Raw genomic sequence first — 18248 nt, forward strand, 5'->3', positions numbered from 1 at the left:
GTCGAGCTGGGGGCTAGTCGAGCAGGTCGAAGCGCTGGATCGTGGCCTCACGGTCGGGGCCTACCCCGATCGACGACATCCGGGTGCCGGACATCGCCTCGAGCGCGAGGACGTAGGCCTTCGCGTTCTCGGGCAGCTCGTCGAAGGTCCGGACGCCGGTGATGTCCTCGGTCCAGCCGTCGAACTCCTGGTAGATCGGCTTGGCGTGGTGGTACGCGCTCTGGTCGAGGGGCATCTCGTCGTAGCGCACGCCGTCGACGTCGTAGGCCACGCACACGGGGATCTTCTCGATCCCGGTGAGCACGTCGAGCTTGGTCAGCACGAAGTCGGTCAGGCCGTTGACGCGGGAGGAGTAGCGCGCGATGACGGCGTCGTACCAGCCGCAGCGGCGCGGACGTCCGGTCGTGACGCCGACCTCGTGGCCGACGGTGCGCAGGAACTCCCCCGACTCGTCGAAGAGCTCGGTCGGGAAGGGGCCCTCGCCGACGCGGGTCGTGTACGCCTTGATGACGCCGACCACCCGGTCGATGCGGGTCGGTCCGACGCCGGATCCGGTGCAGACGCCACCGGCGGTCGCGTTGGACGAGGTGACGAAGGGGTAGGTGCCGTGGTCGACGTCGAGCATCGTGGCCTGGCCACCCTCGAACAGCACGGTCTTGCCCTCGTCGAGGGCCTTGTTCAGCACGAGGGAGGTGTCGGCCACCATCGAGCGCAGGCGCTCGGTGTACGTCAGCAGCTCCTCGACGGTCTCGTCGACCGTGATCGCGCGGCGGTTGAAGACCTTGACGAGCAGCTGGTTCTTCTGCTCGAGCGCGCCCTCGACCTTCGCCCGCAGGATCTTCTCGTCGAAGAGGTCCCACACGCGGATGCCGACCCGGTTGATCTTGTCGGAGTACGTCGGGCCGATGCCGCGCCCGGTCGTGCCGATCTTGCGCTTGCCCAGGAACCGCTCGGTGATCTTGTCCATCGTCCGGTTGTACGGCGCGATGACGTGCGCGCTGCCGGAGACGAGCAGGCGGGAGACGTCCACCCCGCGGGCGATCAGCGCGTCGAGCTCCTCGTAGAGGACCTCGACGTCGATGACGACGCCGTTGCCGATGACGGGGGTGACCCCGGGCGAGAGGATGCCGGACGGAAGCAGGTGCAGTGCGTACTTCTCACCGCCGACGACGACCGTGTGCCCGGCGTTGTTCCCGCCGTTGAACTTCACGACGAAATCGACCCGGGAACCGAGCTGATCGGTTGCCTTGCCCTTGCCTTCGTCTCCCCATTGGGCTCCGACGACTACCACGGCTGGCATGGAATCCCCACTTTCGACCTGCCTGGGTGTGGGCGCCTCCGCGCGTCAACATCGCGCCGGTGCACCGGACAACCGGGCGGCAGTGGCCCCGATTTCCCCGATGAGTTTACCGTCGATTGTGGTTACCGCAGCGCCGCCACGGCGTCGGTCGAGACACCAGAGTCCGCGAGGAAGGCCTGGCAGCGGGCTGCCTCGTCGCTCTCGCCGATGATCTCGGCGGCTTCGGCGAGGGCGAGCAGTGCCCGCAGGAAGCCCTGGTTCGCCTCGTGGTCGACGGGGATCGGCCCCTGGCCGCGCCACCCGGCCTTGCGCAAGGAGTCGAGCCCGCGGTGGTAGCCGGTGCGGGCGAACGCATAGGCCGTGACCTCGTCGCCGCGGTCGAGCGCGCCCTCGGCGAGGACCGCCCACACGTACGACGACGCCGGGTAGTCGCGGGCGACGTCGGCCACCGCGCGGCCGCCGGCGACCTCGGCCCGTGCGGCCATGTCGGGGTGGTCTGCGCCCAGGAGGGTGGGGGCGATGCCGCCGAGAAGGTTCGTGGGAACAGGACCGGAAGAATGCGGGACATGGCTCATGCTGCCATTGTGCCTCGTGAGACGGCCAGGACGCGCTGCCCCTCATGAAGACGTCCATCATCGAAGGTGCAGGGCCCGGCGGGCGTGGTTAGAGTCTGTAGTCATGATCCAGATCGCAACCTCCCCGGCCACCACCACACTGGTGATCGCAGGCGATCTCGATCTCGCCGAACGCGACCAGTTCCCGGAGATCGCCGCCCGCGTCGTCGGCTTGCGTCGCCAGCTCCTGGTGATCGACATGTGCCGGGTCACGTTCATGGACTCCACCGGCGCGGCGTTCCTCATCTCCCTCGCAGATTCCGGCCGCAAGCGCGGCGGTGCGACCGTGCTGCGCGGCTGCGACGACCGCGACATGTTCGTGCTCGAGGTCTGCGGGGCGCTCGAGCTGTTCCGGATCGACCCGGACCACTCCTGCAACCCGGTGACGCCGCCGTCGGGCGTCCCTGTTGTCAACGGGCCCGAGGCCGTCACCGGGCCTGAGGCCGTCACCGGGCCCGAGCGCCGCGTCTGACCCAGCCCGCCTGTCGGCTCTGCCGGCACGTGCGCCAGCGGCTACTGCTGCGACCTTCTACTGGTGCGAGCTCTCACTGCTGCGAGCTGCGGATCTTCGCCCAGACGAGCTTGCCCGTCCCGCTCGGACGCCAGCCCCAGTCCGCGAGCCGCTCGACGATCTGCATCCCATAGCCGCCCAGCCGGTTGGCGTGCCCGTCGGTCGTGACGGGCGGGGCAGGGTTGGAGTCCTCGACCTCGATGCGCAGCCCGTCCCCGGTGTCGAAGAACCGCAGCGAGATGTGCCCCCATCCGTGCAGGACCGCGTTGGCCACAAGCTCGGAGACCACCAGCTCGGCGTTTGCCACGTCCCCGAGCTCCCAGGCCTGGCAGGTGCGCAGGACGGCGTGCCGGGCCCGCCCGATGGACGCCGGCTCGCTCGGCAGCAGCCACCGCCGCGACCGGGGGCTCATCGCCGGGGGCGCGCTGTCGGACATCGGGTCCGGCACCCGCACGACGACGACGGCGACATCGTCCTCGGGCGCGTCGGCCAGGCGGGCGAGCAGCTCCTCACCGATCCCGGCGGCGTCGGTCGCGGTGGTCCGCTCGGCCGCGTCGATGAGCGCGGCGAGTCCCGCTCGCAGCGCCCGGTCCCGGCGCTCGATCAGGCCGTCGGTGTAGAAGACCAGTGCATCGCCGGGCTCGAGGATCTCCGCGGCGGTCCCGCGGGAACGGGAGCCGAACCCGATGAGGGCACCCCCAGCCCCGCTCAGCTGGGACACGGTCCCGGCGCGGACCAGCAGCGGGGGCAGGTGACCGGCGCGGGAGTACTCGAGCCGCCACCGGCCGGGCTTCTCGGTCGCACCTGGGGCGTCCGAGGCGACCCGGCGCAGCGTGCCGTAGACCAGGCTCGCTGAGCGCGGGATCCGCATCCCCACCACCAGCTGGTCGACCCGTTCCAGGACCGGGCCCGGCGTCGTCAGCTCGAAGGCGTAGGACCGCACGACCGAGCGCAGCTGCCCCATGGTCGCGGCAGCCTCGATGTCGTGGCCGACGACGTCCCCGATGACCAGCCCCGCGACCTCGTCATCGATCTGCAGCACGTCATACCAGTCACCACCCACCTGGGCATGGTCCGAGGTCGGCGCGTAGTAGGTCCACACGTCCAGGCCGGCGATGTCGACCTGCTCGGGGAGCATGGCACGCTGCAGCGTCTCGGCGAGCTGGTGCTCGCGGGCGTACAAGCGCACGTTGTCGATCGCCATCCCCACCCGCCGCGCCACGACGTGCAGCAGCGTCATGGCCGTCGCGTCCATGTCGGCGATCCCGTCGCCTGCCGGTTCGGTCGGGGTGGTCACCAGGAGTCCGAGCACCCGTCGCCGACCGGGGACGGGGTGCACCACGACGACCGGACTCCGGCGCTCACGGTCGGTGTGGGAGAGCCCCATCCGCGTCCGGAGCTCGGCGGCGAGCGACCAGGCCGCCGTCGCCGCCGGATAGTCGGTGCGCAGCGCGAAGGCGATCGGGCCGGGGACGAGCCCGTCGAGGAGGTCCTGCAGCGGGTCGACGAACGGGAGGATCGCCTCCGTGGGGGTGGTGCTGTCCCCAGGAGTGCGAGAGTCACCGAGCGCATCGACTCCCGCCGCCGCGTCGCGGGCCAGCCGGTTCGGCCCGGACGAGGTCGCGACGTTGATCCCCTCGGAGTAGACGAGGCCGTTGTCGTTGAGGTAGAAACCAGCCCACCCCACCACGCCGTGCTGCAGGTGCTGGGCCACCTCCCGCAGGACGTAGGGATAGTCGAGGTCGGTGAGCAGGTCCGAGACGAGCGAAACGAGGTCGAGGGTGTTGCGGGCTGCGCGCTCGACGGCGATCAGCCGTTCCTGCTCGTCGTGCTCGACGACCTGCTGGGACACGTCGGTGATCATCGCCACCCACTGCCGGACGACGTCGGCCTCGTCACGGACCGGCGCGACGCAGTACTCGCACCAGATCAGGCCTCCGTCGGCGCGCGCGTTGAGCATCCGCCAGGTGAGCGGCAGCTCGTCACCGTTGTCAGGGCGGTCATGGCCGTCACCGACGTCACCGTTGTGACCGTCGTCGCGCAGGTCGTCCCGGATGGCCGCGAAGTCGAATCCGGTGCTCCCGGGGGCCTCGAGGATCGTCAACGGCAGCCCGACGACGTCGCGCGCGGGGTAGCCGGTGAGCCGGGAGAACGAGTCGTTCGCCCAGACGATCGTGGGGACGACGGACTCGGGATCGAGGATGAGAGTGGCGATCCCCGCGGCCTGGAGGGCGCGGTCGCGCACCCCGGTCAGATCGCTCGCATCATCGCGAGAACCCGGCCCGGCAGGCAGGCGCATACGTGCGCTCTGCATCGAGGACTCCACCGATGTCTCCTAACGTCTTCCCGCTACTAGCCAATCGGCCGCCGACCGGACACAATGGTCGTCTGCCGAAGGGAGCATTTGTGGGCGACGTTAACACTCCAACCGCTGGTCAGCCTCTCCAGTCCGCGCGACCTGAGTCGCGCACGACGATCGGGGCGGTGACGAGCCGTGCTGTCGAGCCCGGAAGCGTGCACGTCATCGTCGGAACCACGCACACCCGCGTCGTACTCTCCGGTGAGATCGACGCGGATCTCGCCGCGGATCTCAACCAGGCCACCCTCGACGTCCAGGATGCCCGGCTGGCTGTGGAGATCGACGCGCACCATGTGACCTTCATGGACTCGACCGGGGTGGCGTTCCTCGCGCGCCTGACTGCTGTCACCGAGGGACCGGTGCGGATCTTCAACACCCCGCCCACCGTGCGGTTCCTGCTCGAGGTGACGAGCATCGGGAACATGCTCGAGATCGTCGAAGGCAGCCCCACCGATGACACCTTCACCGCTCCCGCACCCGCAGCTCCGCGCGGCGGCGGGCACCTGCGCTCCACCGACTGATCGGTGTCGCCTGATCAGATTCGCGTGATCCGTCTCGGCTGACTGACCCGTGACGCTGACTGACCTGTGATGCACGAAGGCCCCGGTGAGATCACCGGGGCCTTCGTGCGTTCAGAAGCGTTCAGAGACGATCAGGAGCGATCAGCGGCCGATGCTCTGGCCGGCCGAACGCAGCTGCTGCGCAGCCTCGACGATGCGAGCGGCCATGCCTGCCTCGGCAGCCTTGCCCCAGGCGCGCGGGTCGTAAGCCTTCTTGTTGCCCACTTCGCCGTCGACCTTGAGGACGCCGTCGTAGTTGCGGAGCATGTGGTCGACGACCGGACGCGTGTAGGCGTACTGGGTGTCGGTGTCGACGTTCATCTTGATGACACCGTTGTCGACAGCCTCGGAGATCTCCTCGGCCGTGGAGCCGGAGCCGCCGTGGAAGACGAGGTCGAAGGGGTTCTCCTTGCCGAGAACCGAGCCAACACCCTCCTGGATCTCCTTGAGGAGGGACGGACGCAGCTTGACCGCACCGGGCTTGTAGACGCCGTGCACGTTGCCGAAGGTCAGAGCCGTGAGGTAACGACCCTTCTCGCCGGTACCGAGCGCACGGACGGTCGCGAGGCCGTCGGCCACGGTCGTGTAGAGCTTCTCGTTGATCTCGGCCTCGTGGCCGTCTTCCTCGCCACCGACGACGCCAACCTCGATCTCGAGGATGGTGCGAGCGGCGACCGAGAGCTCAAGGAGCTCCTCGGCGATGATGAGGTTCTCCTCGAGCGGCACGGTCGAGCCGTCCCACATGTGCGACTGGAACGTGGGGAGCTTGCCAGCCTTGACCTGCTCGGCCTCGAGGGCGAGCAGCGGGCGGACCCAGGAGTCGAGGTTCTGCTTGGCGCAGTGGTCCGTGTGGATCGCGACGGTGATGCCGTAGTTCTTGGCGACCTCGGTCGCGTACGCGGCGAGCGCGAGCGATCCGGAGACGCGGTTCTTGATGGTCGAGCCGGAGGCGTACTCCGCGCCACCGACCGACACCTGGATGATGCCGTCGCTCTCGGCCTCGGCGAAGCCCTGGAGCGCTGCGGTGATGGACGAGGACGACGTGATGTTCACGGCCGGGTAGGCGAACTTGCCCGCCTTCGCGCGGTCGATCATCTCGGCGTAGACCTCTGGGGTTGCGATGGCCATCGAAAGACTCCTGTGAGAGAGGGGACAGAACTGTTCCTCCCAAGTTTGTCATGAAACCGCGACGGCAGGCCTAGGCCGTTCGGCCCGTGGGCAGAGGTACCCATTGCAACCTCTCAACCCGGGTCAATACGCTCACTACGGTCGACATCGTAGGGCTGCACGGTCAGCGACGATGACAAGAACCAGACATCCAGGGGGAACCACATGCAGAGCATTGACGTCAACACCCAAGCCTTGACGTTCAGCGCCGATCGTCTCGGCGACGCGGCTGACGCCACAAGGTCGTTGCGACTCGATGTGCCGCTGGGAGGCGTGCCCACGGCAATGCCCGGGAGCGCGAGCGCCATCGCCGCCGACCTTGCGCGCACGGCATGGATTGAACACGCGACGAGGTGGACGAGGCAGGCGGACGCCCAGGTCGACGCGATGCGTGCCGCCGCACTCACCTACGGGCACTCTGACTCCACCGTCAATGGATTTCTGGCGCCCGCACCCGAGACGGTGTTCTGACCGATGCCGACCATCTCGACGATTCTCAGCTGGGACGCGCGCGCTCTCGACCCGATCGGTGACCAGCTGGTGGGGCGCCGGAGGACGTTGCTCAGCCTCCAGGACGAACTCGACGACGGCGCCCCGCCGCCGTCGTGGCTGGCTCCAGCCGCGGACAGGGCGCGTCGTGAGCATCGCCGCCTCGCCACCGACCTCGGCGATCTGGTGGCCGAGGTGTCAATGGTCATCCACGCCATCGACACAGCGGTGGAGACTGTCAAGGCAGCAGTCGGCCAGCTTGACGACGCTGCAGCTGGTGCGCACCAGAATGGCTTCCTGGTCGACCCGACGACCGGGGTGGTGCAGGAAGGACAGTCGTTCGCGCCCTCGGGGCCGAGCCTCGTGGGAGGGATCAACTTTCAGGCGCCCCCCTCTCACCTCGATCTCGATCGGCTCGCTGCACTCGACGCGTTCGCCGACCGCATCAGGGTGGCACGCCGCAACGCCCTGAATGCAGACTTTGCCCTCGCTCGGGTTCTCAACAGCGTGCACGAGGGTGCGGTATCAGGGGGAGGCGGATCCTTGGTCGAAGCGACGAAGATCGGGGACGGCCTCGGGGGCCGCGCCATGCCCCTGCCGCTCCTGCCATTTGCCAGCGAAGCGGAGTGGAACACCTGGTGGGGTGGGCTCACGGTCGAAGAGCAAGACACGATTATCAACGACGCCCCCGGCCTCATCCACAACGCGGACGGCATCCCGGCTTGGGCCAGGGACCGTGCGAACCGCAATCTCATGGACGACTACCGTCTGGAGATGACCCTGGAACTGAAGGACCTCGAAGCCGGCGCCGCTGACCAGCCTTTCGACCCTGTTGTGCTCCACCAGATGGCGGTCCTCAAGGACAAGCTGCGTGGGCTGGATGCGATCGAGGAGACCTTGGAGAAGGACGACCGCCAGCTCTTGGTCCTGGACATCAGGGGGGCTGAACAACTGCGAGCAGCGGTCGCGGTAGGCGACGTAGATACGGCAGACAACGTGGCCGTCTTCACTCCAGGTTTCACAACCACTGTCCACGGGTCTCTTGCCAAGTACGACGAAAACATGGCTCACCTCAAGAAGGCGGCGGAGGACCAGTCCTATCGCCACGGCAACGACGCCCCGACAACGGCGACGGTGACCTGGATCGGGTACGAGGCCCCACAGTGGGATACGACGCTGTCGTCGCAGAGTGTCGCATCGTCGAGCGCGGCCGAGACCGGAGGGACTGCTCTCGCAGGGTTCTTCCGCGGCATCGACGCTTCTCGTGAGAGCAACCCTCATCTGACCGCCCTAGGTCATTCCTATGGATCGACGACTACGGGATACGCCCTCCAGCAGCAGACGGGCGTGGACGACGTGGTGTTCTTCGGCTCGCCGGGGATCGGAACGAGTGATGCCAGCAACCTCGACGTTCCAGAGGGGCACATCTATCGGATCGAGGCCGCCTTTGACCCTGTCGCTGACCTGGGCGCGTTCTCGGGCGACCCGAGCCACATCTCGGGAATCTCCGGCCTCTCAGCCGAGGAGACAACGATCGAGGGATCGAGATACGGCGATTCACACATGCACAGCGACTATCTCACGGACCACACGACCAGCCAGTACAACATGGCCTCCGTCATCGCTGGGACGTCAGAGAACCTTGTCCACGACGGCGGCCGGGGCTTCGGCGACATCCACACCTGGTTCGACCCGAGGGTTCACTGACATGCGCGGCACCGGAGCCCAAGCGCTCGTCCTCCTGACTCTGGCGCTCGCCCTTGCCGGCTGCTCCGACACTGACATCATGCCCAACACGAAGGTGACAACAATGACTACCCCCGGGACAGACCTCTCGACCGGGCCTTCCATGGAGGAGGCCATCGACAATCTCGAACAGATGCGTGCCGAGGCGATTCGACGGCTCGACACCGAGCTCGGTACCGAGGACTGGGCGGTGGCCGGGTCGGGCCAGCTGCGGACGGGCTGCGCGGCCAGCCCCGACTCGCTGGACGAGCGGGTGATCCTGGAAACCCTCGCGTTCTCCACCACGTACGACACTGCGCTCTGGGAGCGTTCCGTCGAGATCGTCACCGAGGTGGCGACCGAGTACGGATTCACCACCGAGTCGCTCATCGACCGCCCCGGTGACCGCCTCATCACCGGAATGGATACGGCTGGCGCCATCTACGAATTTGGGATGGCCAAGAGAACGACGTTCTCGCTGACCACCGGGTGCCACCTGTGGGACACAAAGCCGACGCCAAAGAACTGACGCAGCCGTCAGGCGTCGGCGTGCTGGACCATCCAGGCGTGCATCGCGATCGCCGCGGCGGCCCCGGCGTTGATCGAGCGGGTCGAGCCGAACTGGGTGATGTGCAGGATGTCCCGGCTGGCCAGGCGCGCCTCCTCGGTCAGCCCGGTGCTCTCCTGGCCGAAGAGCAGCGCGCACTCGCGGGGGAAGGCATACCCTTCGATCGGGATGGACCCGGGGACGTTGTCGATCCCGATCACCGGCACGCCCGCCTCGTGCGCCCAGGTGAGGAAGGCAGCGACGTCGGGGTGGTGGCGCACGTGCTGATAGCGGTCGGTCACCATCGCGCCGCGGCGGTTCCACCTGCGTCGGCCGACGATGTGGATCTCGCTCGCGGCGAAGGCGTTCGCGGTCCGCACCACCGACCCGATGTTGAGGTCGTGCCCCCAGTTCTCGATCGCGACGTGCAACGGGTGGCGCCGGGTGTCGAGCTCGGCGACGATCGCCTCCATCGACAGATAGCGGAACTGGTCGACGACGTTGCGCCGGTCCCCCGCCGCCAGCAGCCCGGCGTCATAGCGCGGGTCGAGGTCACCCGTCTCGGTGCGCGGCCACGCCGCCTCGCCGCCGGGCCACGGGCCGACGCCGACCTCGAGCTGAGGCTCGGCGTCGTCGGCGGCCGGCTGCGCGGGGGCGGTGCTGGTCGGGTCCGCGGGGGCGGCGGTCTCGGCTGCCACCTAGACCAGCTCGATGTGCAGCGCCGCCGCGGCGGCGCGGGCCCGTGCGCGAGCCTCGTCCACGTCCGCGCCGCGGGCCAGGGCGACGGCGACCCGCCGGCGCCCGGAGACGGAGGGCTTGCCGAAGAGCCGCACCTGGGCGGTCGGGACCGCCAGGGCGTGCTCGACGCCGGTGATGACCGGCACCCCCTCCCCCTCGGCGAGCACCGCGCACGACGCCGCGGCCTGCTGACCCGGTCCGCCGATCCGGGTCACGTCCCCGGCCGGCAGCCCGAGGATCGCCCGGGCGTGCAGCGCGAACTCGCTGACGTCCTGGGACACGAGCGTCACCAGCCCCGTGTCGTGGGGGCGCGGGGAGACCTCCGAGAAGATGACGTCCTCTCCGACGACGAACACCTCGACGCCGAACACCCCGTAGCCGCCCAGGTCGTCGGTGACCGCGGTGGCGATCGCCTGCGCGCGGCGCACGACGACGTCGGGCACGTCCTGGCCCTGCCAGGACTCGCGGTAGTCGCCGTCGACCTGGGTGTGCCCGATCGGGTCGAGGAACGTCGTGCCGCCGCTGTGGCGGACGGTGAGCAGGGTGAGCTCGTAGTCGAAGTGGACGAAGCCCTCGACGATGACCCGCACGCCGGTCTCGCCCGTCCCGGTGGCCACGACCCGCCCGCCGGTGCGGGCGTAGTCCCAGGCCGCAGCGACGTCGTCGGGCGTACGGATGACGGACTGGCCCTTGCCGGAGGAGCTCATCACCGGCTTGACCACGCAGGGCAGGCCGACGGCGGCTGTCGCGGCACGCAGGCCGTCCAGAGTGTCGACGAAGCGGTAGGGCGACGTCGGCAGGGCGAGCGTCTCGGCGGCGAGGCGCCGGATTCCCTCGCGGTCCATGGTCAGGGCCGTCGCGCGGGCCGTCGGGATGACGGTCACCTGCCCGGTCGCCTCGACGTCGGCCAGCACCTGGGTGGCGATCGCCTCGATCTCGGGGACCACGAGGTCGGGGGCGACCTCGTCGATGAGCGCCCGCAGCGCGACCGGGTCGCCCATGTCGAGGACGTGGGAGGCGTGGGCGACCGCCATCGCGGGAGCACCGGCGTACCGGTCGACGGCCACCACCTCGACGCCGAGCCGGGCCAGCTCGATCGCGACCTCCTTGCCCAGCTCGCCGGAGCCGAGCAGCAGGACGCGCGGCGCGCCGTCGTGGCCAGGGGCGACGAAGGCGGGCGGGCGTGAGAACGGGACGTGGGGGGCGGGGCTGGTCATGCCTCTAGTGTGGCGCGCCCGCGGGCAGTCTGTGGGCATCGTGTGTCAGGTGCCCGACGCCGCGTGGACACACCGGAGCGGCCCTCGCCGACCACGTAGGCTGGGCCCGTGATCACCGATGCGCTCCTCTCCGCCAGCGACCAGATCGTGGCCCTCGGCCCCAGCTGGCTCAATGCCGACTCCCTCATCGAGTCGTTCGGCACATATGCGCTGATCGGGATCGTGCTCGTGGTGTTCATCGAGACGGGGCTGCTGTTCCCGTTCCTGCCCGGGGACTCGCTGCTGTTCACGGCCGGGATGCTGGTGGCTCAGGATCAGCTGGACTTCCCGCTGTGGCTGCTCTGCGTGCTGCTGTTCGTCGCCGCCTTCGCCGGTGACCAGGTGGCGTACTTCATCGGCCGCAAGGCCGGTCCGAGGATCTTCAACAAGCCGGACTCGCGGTTCTTCAAGCAGTCCTACATCGACCAGACGAACGCGTTCTTCGACAAGTACGGCGGCCGGGCGATCATCCTGGCGCGCTTCGCGCCGTTCGTGCGCACCTACGCCCCGGTCGCGGCCGGCGTCGGGAAGATGCCGTACCGCCACTTCGTGTCGTACAACATCATCGGGGCGTTCCTGTGGGGCGTGGGCATCACCGTCCTCGGGTACTTCCTCGGCCAGATCACGTTCGTCCACGACAACATCGAGGCCATCCTCGTCCTCATCGTCTTCGTCTCGGTGCTGCCGATCATCATCGAGGTGGGCCGCGGGTGGCTCGCCAAGCGCAAGTCCACCAGGGCGGACGTCACTTCACCGGCACCGGCAGAGTCGCCGGCGCCGACCGACACGAAGGGTGCCTCCTCATGACGCGGAAGATCGAGTCGTGGCTGACCGACATGGACGGAGTCCTCGTCCACGAGGGCAACGCGATCCCTGGGGCCGCGGAGTTCATCAAGACGCTCCGTGACAAGGAACGTCCGTTCCTCATCCTCACGAACAACTCGATCTTCACCGCACGCGACCTGCGCGCCCGGCTCTACGCCTCCGGCATCGACGTGCCCGAGCAGTCGATCTGGACGTCCGCGCTGGCCACCGCGCAGTTCCTGTCGGACCAGATCCCCGGGGGCAGTGCCTACGCGATCGGCGAGGCGGGTCTGACGACGGCGCTGTACGAGGCGGGATACACCCTCACCGAGTCCGAGCCGGACTACGTGGTGCTCGGAGAGACCCGGACGTACTCCTTCGAGGCGATCACCAAGGCGGTCCGCCTCATCCTTGGCGGTGCCCGCTTCATCTGCACCAATCCTGACGCGACCGGGCCGTCCGCCGAAGGGCCCCTGCCTGCGACAGGCGCCGTCGCCGCGATGATCACGCGCGCCACCGGGCGCGAGCCGTACTTCGTGGGCAAGCCCAACCCGATGATGTTCCGGTCGGCGCTCAACCGGATCGACGCGCACTCGGAGTCCACCGCGATGATCGGGGACCGGATGGACACCGACGTCGTCGCCGGGATCGAGGCTGGTCTGCACACCTTCCTCGTGCTCACCGGCTCGACCAAGCTCAAGGACGTGGACAAGTTCCCGTTCCGTCCGAGCACCGTCGTCGACTCGATCGCCAACCTCATCGAGCGCGTCTGAGAGCTCGGGAACGACGAAGCGCTCCCGTCCGGGTTACCGGGCGGGAGCGCTTCGTCGTTCAGATGACGCGGTCGTTCAGATCCGCGTGGATCAGCCGAGCTGCGAGCCGATTCGGCGGCGTCGGACCAGCACGAGCGCCAGCCCGAACGTCATCGCGGCCAGCGCGAGGAGCATCGCGTCGGCCAGGCCGTCGGTTCCGGTGGTGGCGAGGGCACCAGAGCTGGCATCACAGTCGACACTCGCCCCGAGCGGGAAGGAGAACGTGACCGGGTCCAGCGCGTCGCCAGCCTCGTAGAAGCCGCTGAACGCCTTGGCACCCGCTGCCGTGAGAGACGCTGCGGCTCCGGTCCAGGTGACCGTGCTGCCCGACGTCGACTTCGTACCGGACAGGCTCAGCGACGCGATGGCCACACCGGACTGGTCGGACTGGACGCCCTCGATGCTGGTGCTCGAGACGTCGGCGATGAGCGATGCGGTCGACCCGCTGCTCACCTGGATGCGGACGTTGGAGATCGTGAGATCGAGCAGACCGTCGTGCCCCGTGAAGTGCACGGAACCGGCGTAGGCCACGCGACCCTGGTTGAGCTCGGTGTTGAACTTGCCCGACCCACCCGTCCAGGCGAAGGTGGACCCGCCGTCGCTCACGCCGCTCGTGGTGATCGCCCCGCCGGCGATGGGACCGGTGATGTAGGTGCGGAAGGAGCTCTTCACACCCCAGCTCAGGGTGGCTCCCGAGACGGACTTCGCCACGCACTGCTTGGCGGCCACGACCGGCGCCTCGACCCTGATGGTGATCTGAGACTTCACGCCGTTCGGAGCCTCGAAGGAGAGCGTGTGCACGCCGGCAGCGAGGTTCTTGGGCAGGGTGACGGTCGCCGTCACGGTGCCGTTCGCGTCTGCCGTGAGGCCGGTTGCGAGCACCTGACGCACGGAGTAGACCGCGAGGTCGATGCCCGTGGTGTTCGCGCCGAAGCCGGTTCCGGTGACGGTGATCTCCGCGCCCGGGAGAGCGGTCGGGACGTTGACCGTGGCGTTGGGGTAGGTGCCGGGTGCCAGTGGCACCACCGGCGCGACAGGCGCCGGCGTGGTCGGCGTCGGGAGGTCACCGGGAGCGACGTCGGCGCCGATCGTGAAGGAGACCGGGTCGAGGGCCGTGCCGGCCGGGTAGAAGCCGGAGAATGCTTCCGAGCCGGCGGCCGTGAGGGTGGCGGCCGCGTTGGTCCACGTGATGGCACCGGAAGCGGATGCCGGGGCGCCCAGGACGAGGGTGGCGAACTCGACGTCGGTGCTGTCGACCGTGCCGCCCGTGAGCGCCTTGCCAACGACGTCGACGACGAGGGTGGCGGTCGTGGCCCCGGTGACCTTGATCGTCGGGTTGCTCAGCCTGAGGTCGAGCGCGCCGTCGTGCCCGGCGAAGCGGACCGACCCGGAGTAGTCGACCGAACCGGTGGCGCCGTTGAAGGTGCTCCCGCTCTGAGCGAAGCCGAAGAGCCCGCCGGTCGTTGTCGAGGCCTCGATGGCACCCTTGGCGATCGACCCGGTGATGTAGGTGCGGAAGGACTCCTTGACTCCCCAGATGAGCTGGCCCTTGGCGCTCGGCGCCGGGAGCTCGGTGTCCGGGGTCACGGGCACGGCGCTGGCCGTCACCGTCACTCCGGAGGCAGCGACGGACGCGGCGTAGGTCGCGCTGTCGGCCGGCACAAAGCGCGCGGTGTAGGTGTGGGCTCCGAGCGTGAGGGCACCGGTCGGGACGGTGGCGACCCCCTGCGTGAGGGGGGCGCTGCCGACGACGGATTCGCCGGAGAGGAACTCGACCGTACCCACGGCCGCGGCCGGTGTAACGGTCGCGACGAGGGAAGAGCTCGCGCCGACGGTGACCGAGGCCGGTGTGGCGGCGAGGGTCGTGGCCGTCGCGGTGGCGACGGGGGGGACGACCTCGTCGAGGAGGTTCACGGGGACGCTGAGCTCCTGCGCCGCGTTCGTCGTGCCGCCGGCAGCGTAGGTGTAGACGCCGAAGTTGCCGGTGACGGGCCAGTCGACGTCGACCCCCGCGGTCTGCTTCTTCTTGATCGTCAACGTCGTCTCGAACGAACCGTCCGAGGCAACGACGGCGCGCTGTCCGGCGATCGCTGACTGGTACATGGTTGCGACCAGCGCGAAGGCTGCATCGCTCATCGCCCACTTCTGGCTGCCCACGACACGCGTTGATGAGGCCGCGCCGTCGGACGGCTTCCACGCATCAGCGAACTTGCCGAACACCACGTAGTTGCCCGCTGGGTTGCCGGCGCTGATCGGCGGACGGCTGCCGGCGGGTGCGACGTTGGCGCTCACCGAGGGGTCGAAGCCCGTGCCCTTGACGACGATCGTGTCGCCGATCGAGACCGGGGAGGTGCCCAGGGGGGTCACGCCGTCTGCGGCGAAGACGCTGACCTGCGGGGTCCAGACGGTCGGGGCTGTCGCAGGAGTGACTTCGTGGCTCACGGGGTCGGAGGTCGATCCGAGGAACGCGGTGGGATCGCTCGGAGTGAAGGTCGCAGTGACCGCGCTGGTGTGGAGTGGGAGGGCAGTCGTGGGCAGCGTCGCGACGCCTGCGGTCACGGCGAGAGGCGAACCCAACGCGGTGGCGCCCGCGAAGAATGCAACGGTCCCCGCAGCGCTGGGAGCGACCGCGGCGGTGAAGGTGACCGTCGAGCCCAGCTCACTGGTCGAGGCCGAGGCGCTGACCGTCGTCGTCGTCGCCACGGCCGCTGGCGGGGCGACGGAGGAGAAGGTGACAGGGTCGAGGGCGGTGCCGGCCGCGTAGAGGCCGGAGAACGCCACCGAGCCCGCGGCGGTGAGTGTGGCCGCCGCGTTGGTCCACGTGGTGGCGCCGTCAGCGGAGGCCGGGGTGCCCAGGACAAGAGTCGCGAACTCGACGTCCGTGCTGTCGACTGTGCCGCCCGAGAGTGCCTTGCCTAGGACATCGACGACAAGGGAGGCGGTCGTTGGTCCGGTGATCTCGATCGTCGGGTTGCTCAGCGTGAGGTCGAGCGCGCCGTCGTGCCCCGTGAAGCGGACCGACCCCGTGAAGCGGACCGCCCCGGTGGTGCCGTCAAAGGTGCTCGCGACCTGGCCGAATGCGAACAGCCCCTCGGTCGTCGTCGTCGTCGCCTCGATCGCCCCATGGGCGATAGGGCCAGCGATATAGCTCCGGAAGGACTGCTTCACGCCCCAGGTGAGCGATCCTGTCGTTGGCGCCGGGTCCGCCTGCGCAGGCGCGATCGCGCCGATCAGAGAGAGCCCGGCGAGTAGGGCAATCGTCGTGAGCGTGGCGAGCAAGCGCCGGGAGCGCTCCTCGAGGAAGGTGAACACCGTATGGGCTCCTGAAGGTAGGCGCTGGTCAGCGCGCTGCGTGGGCGCTCGTTGACGGACGACCCACTCGTGATCCGCACACTACAAAGGCTTGCCTAACTAAATCAAGGTTAGGGGGACCTAAGTCTCACTGTTGGATGCGCGACCGATGCTAGCTCGACACCGTTGGGATAGTTTGGGAGAGATTTCGAGAGTGGAATGTGTCACAGATCACGTCTGCAACGTCTACGGCGATCGGCTCCGTGCCCCGGGCCCGCGCTCCGTGATGTGCCGCAGGGGCGTGCCACTCCAAGCGGTCGCACGTCGCTGGCGCGGCAGGCTGGGCTACGCCGCGAACGTCGCAACCACGAGGGCGATCGCGCAGACCGTCGCCGCGACGGTCCCCAGGGCCATCGAGTGGGACACCGGGGTGTGCAGCGCGAGCTGGAAGCTGGTCCGAGGAACACCGGCATCGTCGCCGAGGTCGGCCTGGACCGAGCGGACCGAGTCGAAGAAGCTCGCCGCAAAGCCGTAGTGCGAGGTTCCGGTGGACGGCCCGGGCAACCCGAAGGTTGCAGGCGCCGGACGTCGCAGAGACGGGTCGGCATCGGGGGTCATGCATCGCAGACTAGGAGGACGTCCGTGGGAAGACGATGGGGAGAACTCCCCATCGGGAGCACTCCCCACAAGCAGCCCTCAGGCGCGCCCTTGTCCGAAGTCGACCACCGGGGTGGCGCGGACCGCAGGATCGTTGACCTCGAAGTACTCCGCCCGTGAGAAGTGGAACATGCCGGCGACGACGTTCGCGGGGAAGGTCTCGACCTTGGTGTTGAGCTCTCGGACGTTCGCGTTGTAGAACCTGCGCCCGGCCGCGATGCGGTCCTCGGTGTTCGTCAGCTCGTGCTGAAGGGCGACGAAGTTCTCCGTCGCGCGCAGCTGTGGGTAGGCCTCGGCCACCGCGAAGAGCCGCCCGAGGGCCTGCGTGAGGTTGTTCTCCTGAGCGGCCTGCTGGGCCGGCGTGGAGCCAGGCTGGATCGCGGCGGCGCGCGCCTGGGAGACCGCGTCGAACACACCGCTCTCGTGCGCGGCATAGCCCTTGACCGTCTCGATGAGGTTGGGGATGAGGTCGTGGCGTCGGTGCAGCTCGACGTCGATCTGACGCCAGGCCTCCTGGACGAGGTTGCGCAGACGGACGAACACGTTGTACGTGCTCACCAGCCAGATCACCAGGACCAGCAGCACGACGACGATGACAAGCGTGACAACGACGGCTGGGCTCATCTGCTGTCTCCTCCAAGGGATCTGGGCGGTCGGGACCGATCCAGCAGAACACTACCGGGGTCTGGCCAGGTGGTCTGGCCACCTATCGGGCGGGGTACTGGCGGTCCTGCCACACGTAGTCGGGGATCGAGTCGATCATCTGGCTGAGCATCCACGCACGCCAGTCGATCGTCTCGACCCGAGGCACACCGGTGGTCCAGGTGAGCACGGCGTCGCCGACGAAGCGGATCGTCATGCCGGAGACGTCGGGATGCAGGAGGCGTTCCATCACCCTCGGGTGGATCACGTCGTGCGCGAACCGCGGGTCTGGCGAGGCCACCCGCCACCGCGAGTTGAACTGCTCGGACTCGAACTGGATGTCCTGCCCGCCGAAGGCCTTGACGATCTTCGCCCCGAACCCCTCCGGGGTGACGTCCAGGGTCGGCAGGAGCATCGGCAGGAAGACCGCCACGACATGGTGCTCGTGCCGCGTCGTGGACTTGCCGTTGCTCGTGGTGTAGCTGTAGCGGAAGGACAGCACCTGCCGACCGCCGAGGGGACCGGAGAGGATCTCCGTCGCCCGACGCGAGCCACCCGTGCCGAACGGCGACCCACCCCACCGGCGCGCCAGGTCGGGGTCGGCCTCGAACAGGCTCCAACCGCGCGCCGTCGCCCAGGCGCGGACCGCCTCGGTGCGGCGCCGGTTGCTGCGCACGCGCAGCACCGCGACCACCGCGACGGCCACGAAGAACAGGATGAAGGGGAGCGAGAGTGCGAGCTGGAGGAGTCCTGACCCGTTGTGCATGTCGGCTGCT

The 18248-nt window shown here is 68.8% G+C and carries 17 protein-coding genes; 7 read left to right on the top strand and 10 right to left on the bottom strand.

Features of this window, described 5'->3' with window-relative positions:
* Positions 1–13: 13 nt before the first annotated feature.
* Together ACWA15_RS17265 and ACWA15_RS17270 are read right to left on the bottom strand one after the other, a co-directional pair.
* On the bottom strand, positions 14–1300 hold the full coding sequence (locus tag ACWA15_RS17265; RefSeq protein WP_464056805.1) for an adenylosuccinate synthase: 1287 nt from the start codon (positions 1298–1300) through the stop codon (positions 14–16).
* Between the two features lie 122 nt (positions 1301–1422).
* Entirely contained in the window at positions 1423–1875 is a 453-nt protein-coding gene (locus ACWA15_RS17270) for a DUF3151 domain-containing protein (protein ID WP_464056807.1), read from the bottom strand.
* 103 nt (positions 1876–1978) lie between these two features.
* On the opposite strand from ACWA15_RS17270, the gene ACWA15_RS17275 reads away from it, so the two are divergent.
* Positions 1979–2386, top strand: coding sequence for an STAS domain-containing protein (locus ACWA15_RS17275; protein WP_464056808.1), 408 nt, complete (start codon positions 1979–1981; stop codon positions 2384–2386).
* Positions 2387–2459: 73 nt separating this feature from the next.
* On the opposite strand, the gene ACWA15_RS17280 is transcribed toward ACWA15_RS17275, so the two are convergent.
* A complete protein-coding gene (locus tag ACWA15_RS17280; protein ID WP_464056810.1) occupies positions 2460–4739 on the bottom strand; it encodes a SpoIIE family protein phosphatase in 2280 nt (759 codons plus the stop codon).
* 170 nt (positions 4740–4909) lie between these two features.
* Here ACWA15_RS17280 and ACWA15_RS17285 point away from each other — a divergent pair, with 170 nt between their 5' ends.
* Positions 4910–5305, top strand: coding sequence for an STAS domain-containing protein (locus tag ACWA15_RS17285; protein ID WP_464056811.1), 396 nt, complete (start codon positions 4910–4912; stop codon positions 5303–5305).
* A 141-nt stretch (positions 5306–5446) separates the two neighbouring features.
* Here the strand turns inward: ACWA15_RS17285 and fbaA are convergent, their stop codons facing one another.
* Positions 5447–6472 (bottom strand): class II fructose-bisphosphate aldolase, encoded by a 1026-nt coding sequence (fbaA, locus tag ACWA15_RS17290; protein ID WP_464056813.1) that lies wholly within the window; start codon positions 6470–6472, stop codon positions 5447–5449.
* Between the two features lie 204 nt (positions 6473–6676).
* Between fbaA and ACWA15_RS17295 the strand changes: the two genes are divergently transcribed.
* From ACWA15_RS17295 to ACWA15_RS17305, 3 genes are read left to right on the top strand one after another with little or no spacing between them, the layout of a single operon-like run.
* Entirely contained in the window at positions 6677–6982 is a 306-nt protein-coding gene (locus tag ACWA15_RS17295; protein WP_464056815.1) for a hypothetical protein, read from the top strand.
* A 3-nt stretch (positions 6983–6985) separates the two neighbouring features.
* Complete coding sequence (locus ACWA15_RS17300; RefSeq protein ID WP_464056817.1) at positions 6986–8707, top strand: alpha/beta hydrolase; 1722 nt, start codon at positions 6986–6988, stop codon at positions 8705–8707.
* Position 8708: 1 nt separating this feature from the next.
* Positions 8709–9254: an LppA family lipoprotein gene (locus tag ACWA15_RS17305; protein ID WP_464056819.1), complete on the top strand. Its 546-nt coding sequence runs from the start codon at positions 8709–8711 to the stop codon at positions 9252–9254.
* An 8-nt stretch (positions 9255–9262) separates the two neighbouring features.
* On the opposite strand, the gene ACWA15_RS17310 is transcribed toward ACWA15_RS17305, so the two are convergent.
* Positions 9263–9970 carry a TrmH family RNA methyltransferase gene (locus ACWA15_RS17310; protein WP_464056821.1) on the bottom strand — a complete coding sequence of 236 codons (708 nt, stop codon included), beginning with the start codon at positions 9968–9970 and terminating at the stop codon, positions 9263–9265.
* The gene (gene purT / locus ACWA15_RS17315) at positions 9971–11227 is read right to left on the bottom strand and encodes a formate-dependent phosphoribosylglycinamide formyltransferase (protein WP_464056822.1); all 1257 of its coding nucleotides are present in this window, start codon (positions 11225–11227) and stop codon (positions 9971–9973) included.
* A gap of 108 nt (positions 11228–11335) precedes the next feature.
* On the opposite strand from purT, the gene ACWA15_RS17320 reads away from it, so the two are divergent.
* Entirely contained in the window at positions 11336–12073 is a 738-nt protein-coding gene (locus ACWA15_RS17320) for a VTT domain-containing protein (protein WP_464056823.1), read from the top strand.
* Positions 12070–12843, top strand: a complete 774-nt coding sequence (locus ACWA15_RS17325; RefSeq protein ID WP_464056824.1) for an HAD-IIA family hydrolase — start codon at positions 12070–12072, stop codon at positions 12841–12843. Before ACWA15_RS17320 ends, ACWA15_RS17325 begins: the two co-directional genes overlap by 4 nt.
* Positions 12844–12933: 90 nt before the next feature.
* Here ACWA15_RS17325 and ACWA15_RS17330 read toward each other — a convergent pair whose 3' ends face one another.
* The 4 genes from ACWA15_RS17330 to ACWA15_RS17345 form a co-directional block, all read right to left on the bottom strand.
* On the bottom strand, positions 12934–16194 hold the full coding sequence (locus tag ACWA15_RS17330; RefSeq protein WP_464056825.1) for an HtaA domain-containing protein: 3261 nt from the start codon (positions 16192–16194) through the stop codon (positions 12934–12936).
* Positions 16195–16518: 324 nt separating this feature from the next.
* A complete protein-coding gene (locus tag ACWA15_RS17335; RefSeq protein WP_464056826.1) occupies positions 16519–16791 on the bottom strand; it encodes a hypothetical protein in 273 nt (90 codons plus the stop codon).
* Between the two features lie 78 nt (positions 16792–16869).
* Positions 16870–17454: a LemA family protein gene (locus ACWA15_RS17340; RefSeq protein ID WP_464056828.1), complete on the bottom strand. Its 585-nt coding sequence runs from the start codon at positions 17452–17454 to the stop codon at positions 16870–16872.
* Positions 17455–17536: 82 nt separating this feature from the next.
* Entirely contained in the window at positions 17537–18238 is a 702-nt protein-coding gene (locus ACWA15_RS17345) for a hypothetical protein (RefSeq protein WP_464056829.1), read from the bottom strand.
* Positions 18239–18248: the final 10 nt, after the last annotated feature.

The organism is Sanguibacter sp. TS_SC_8, assembly GCF_055361235.1.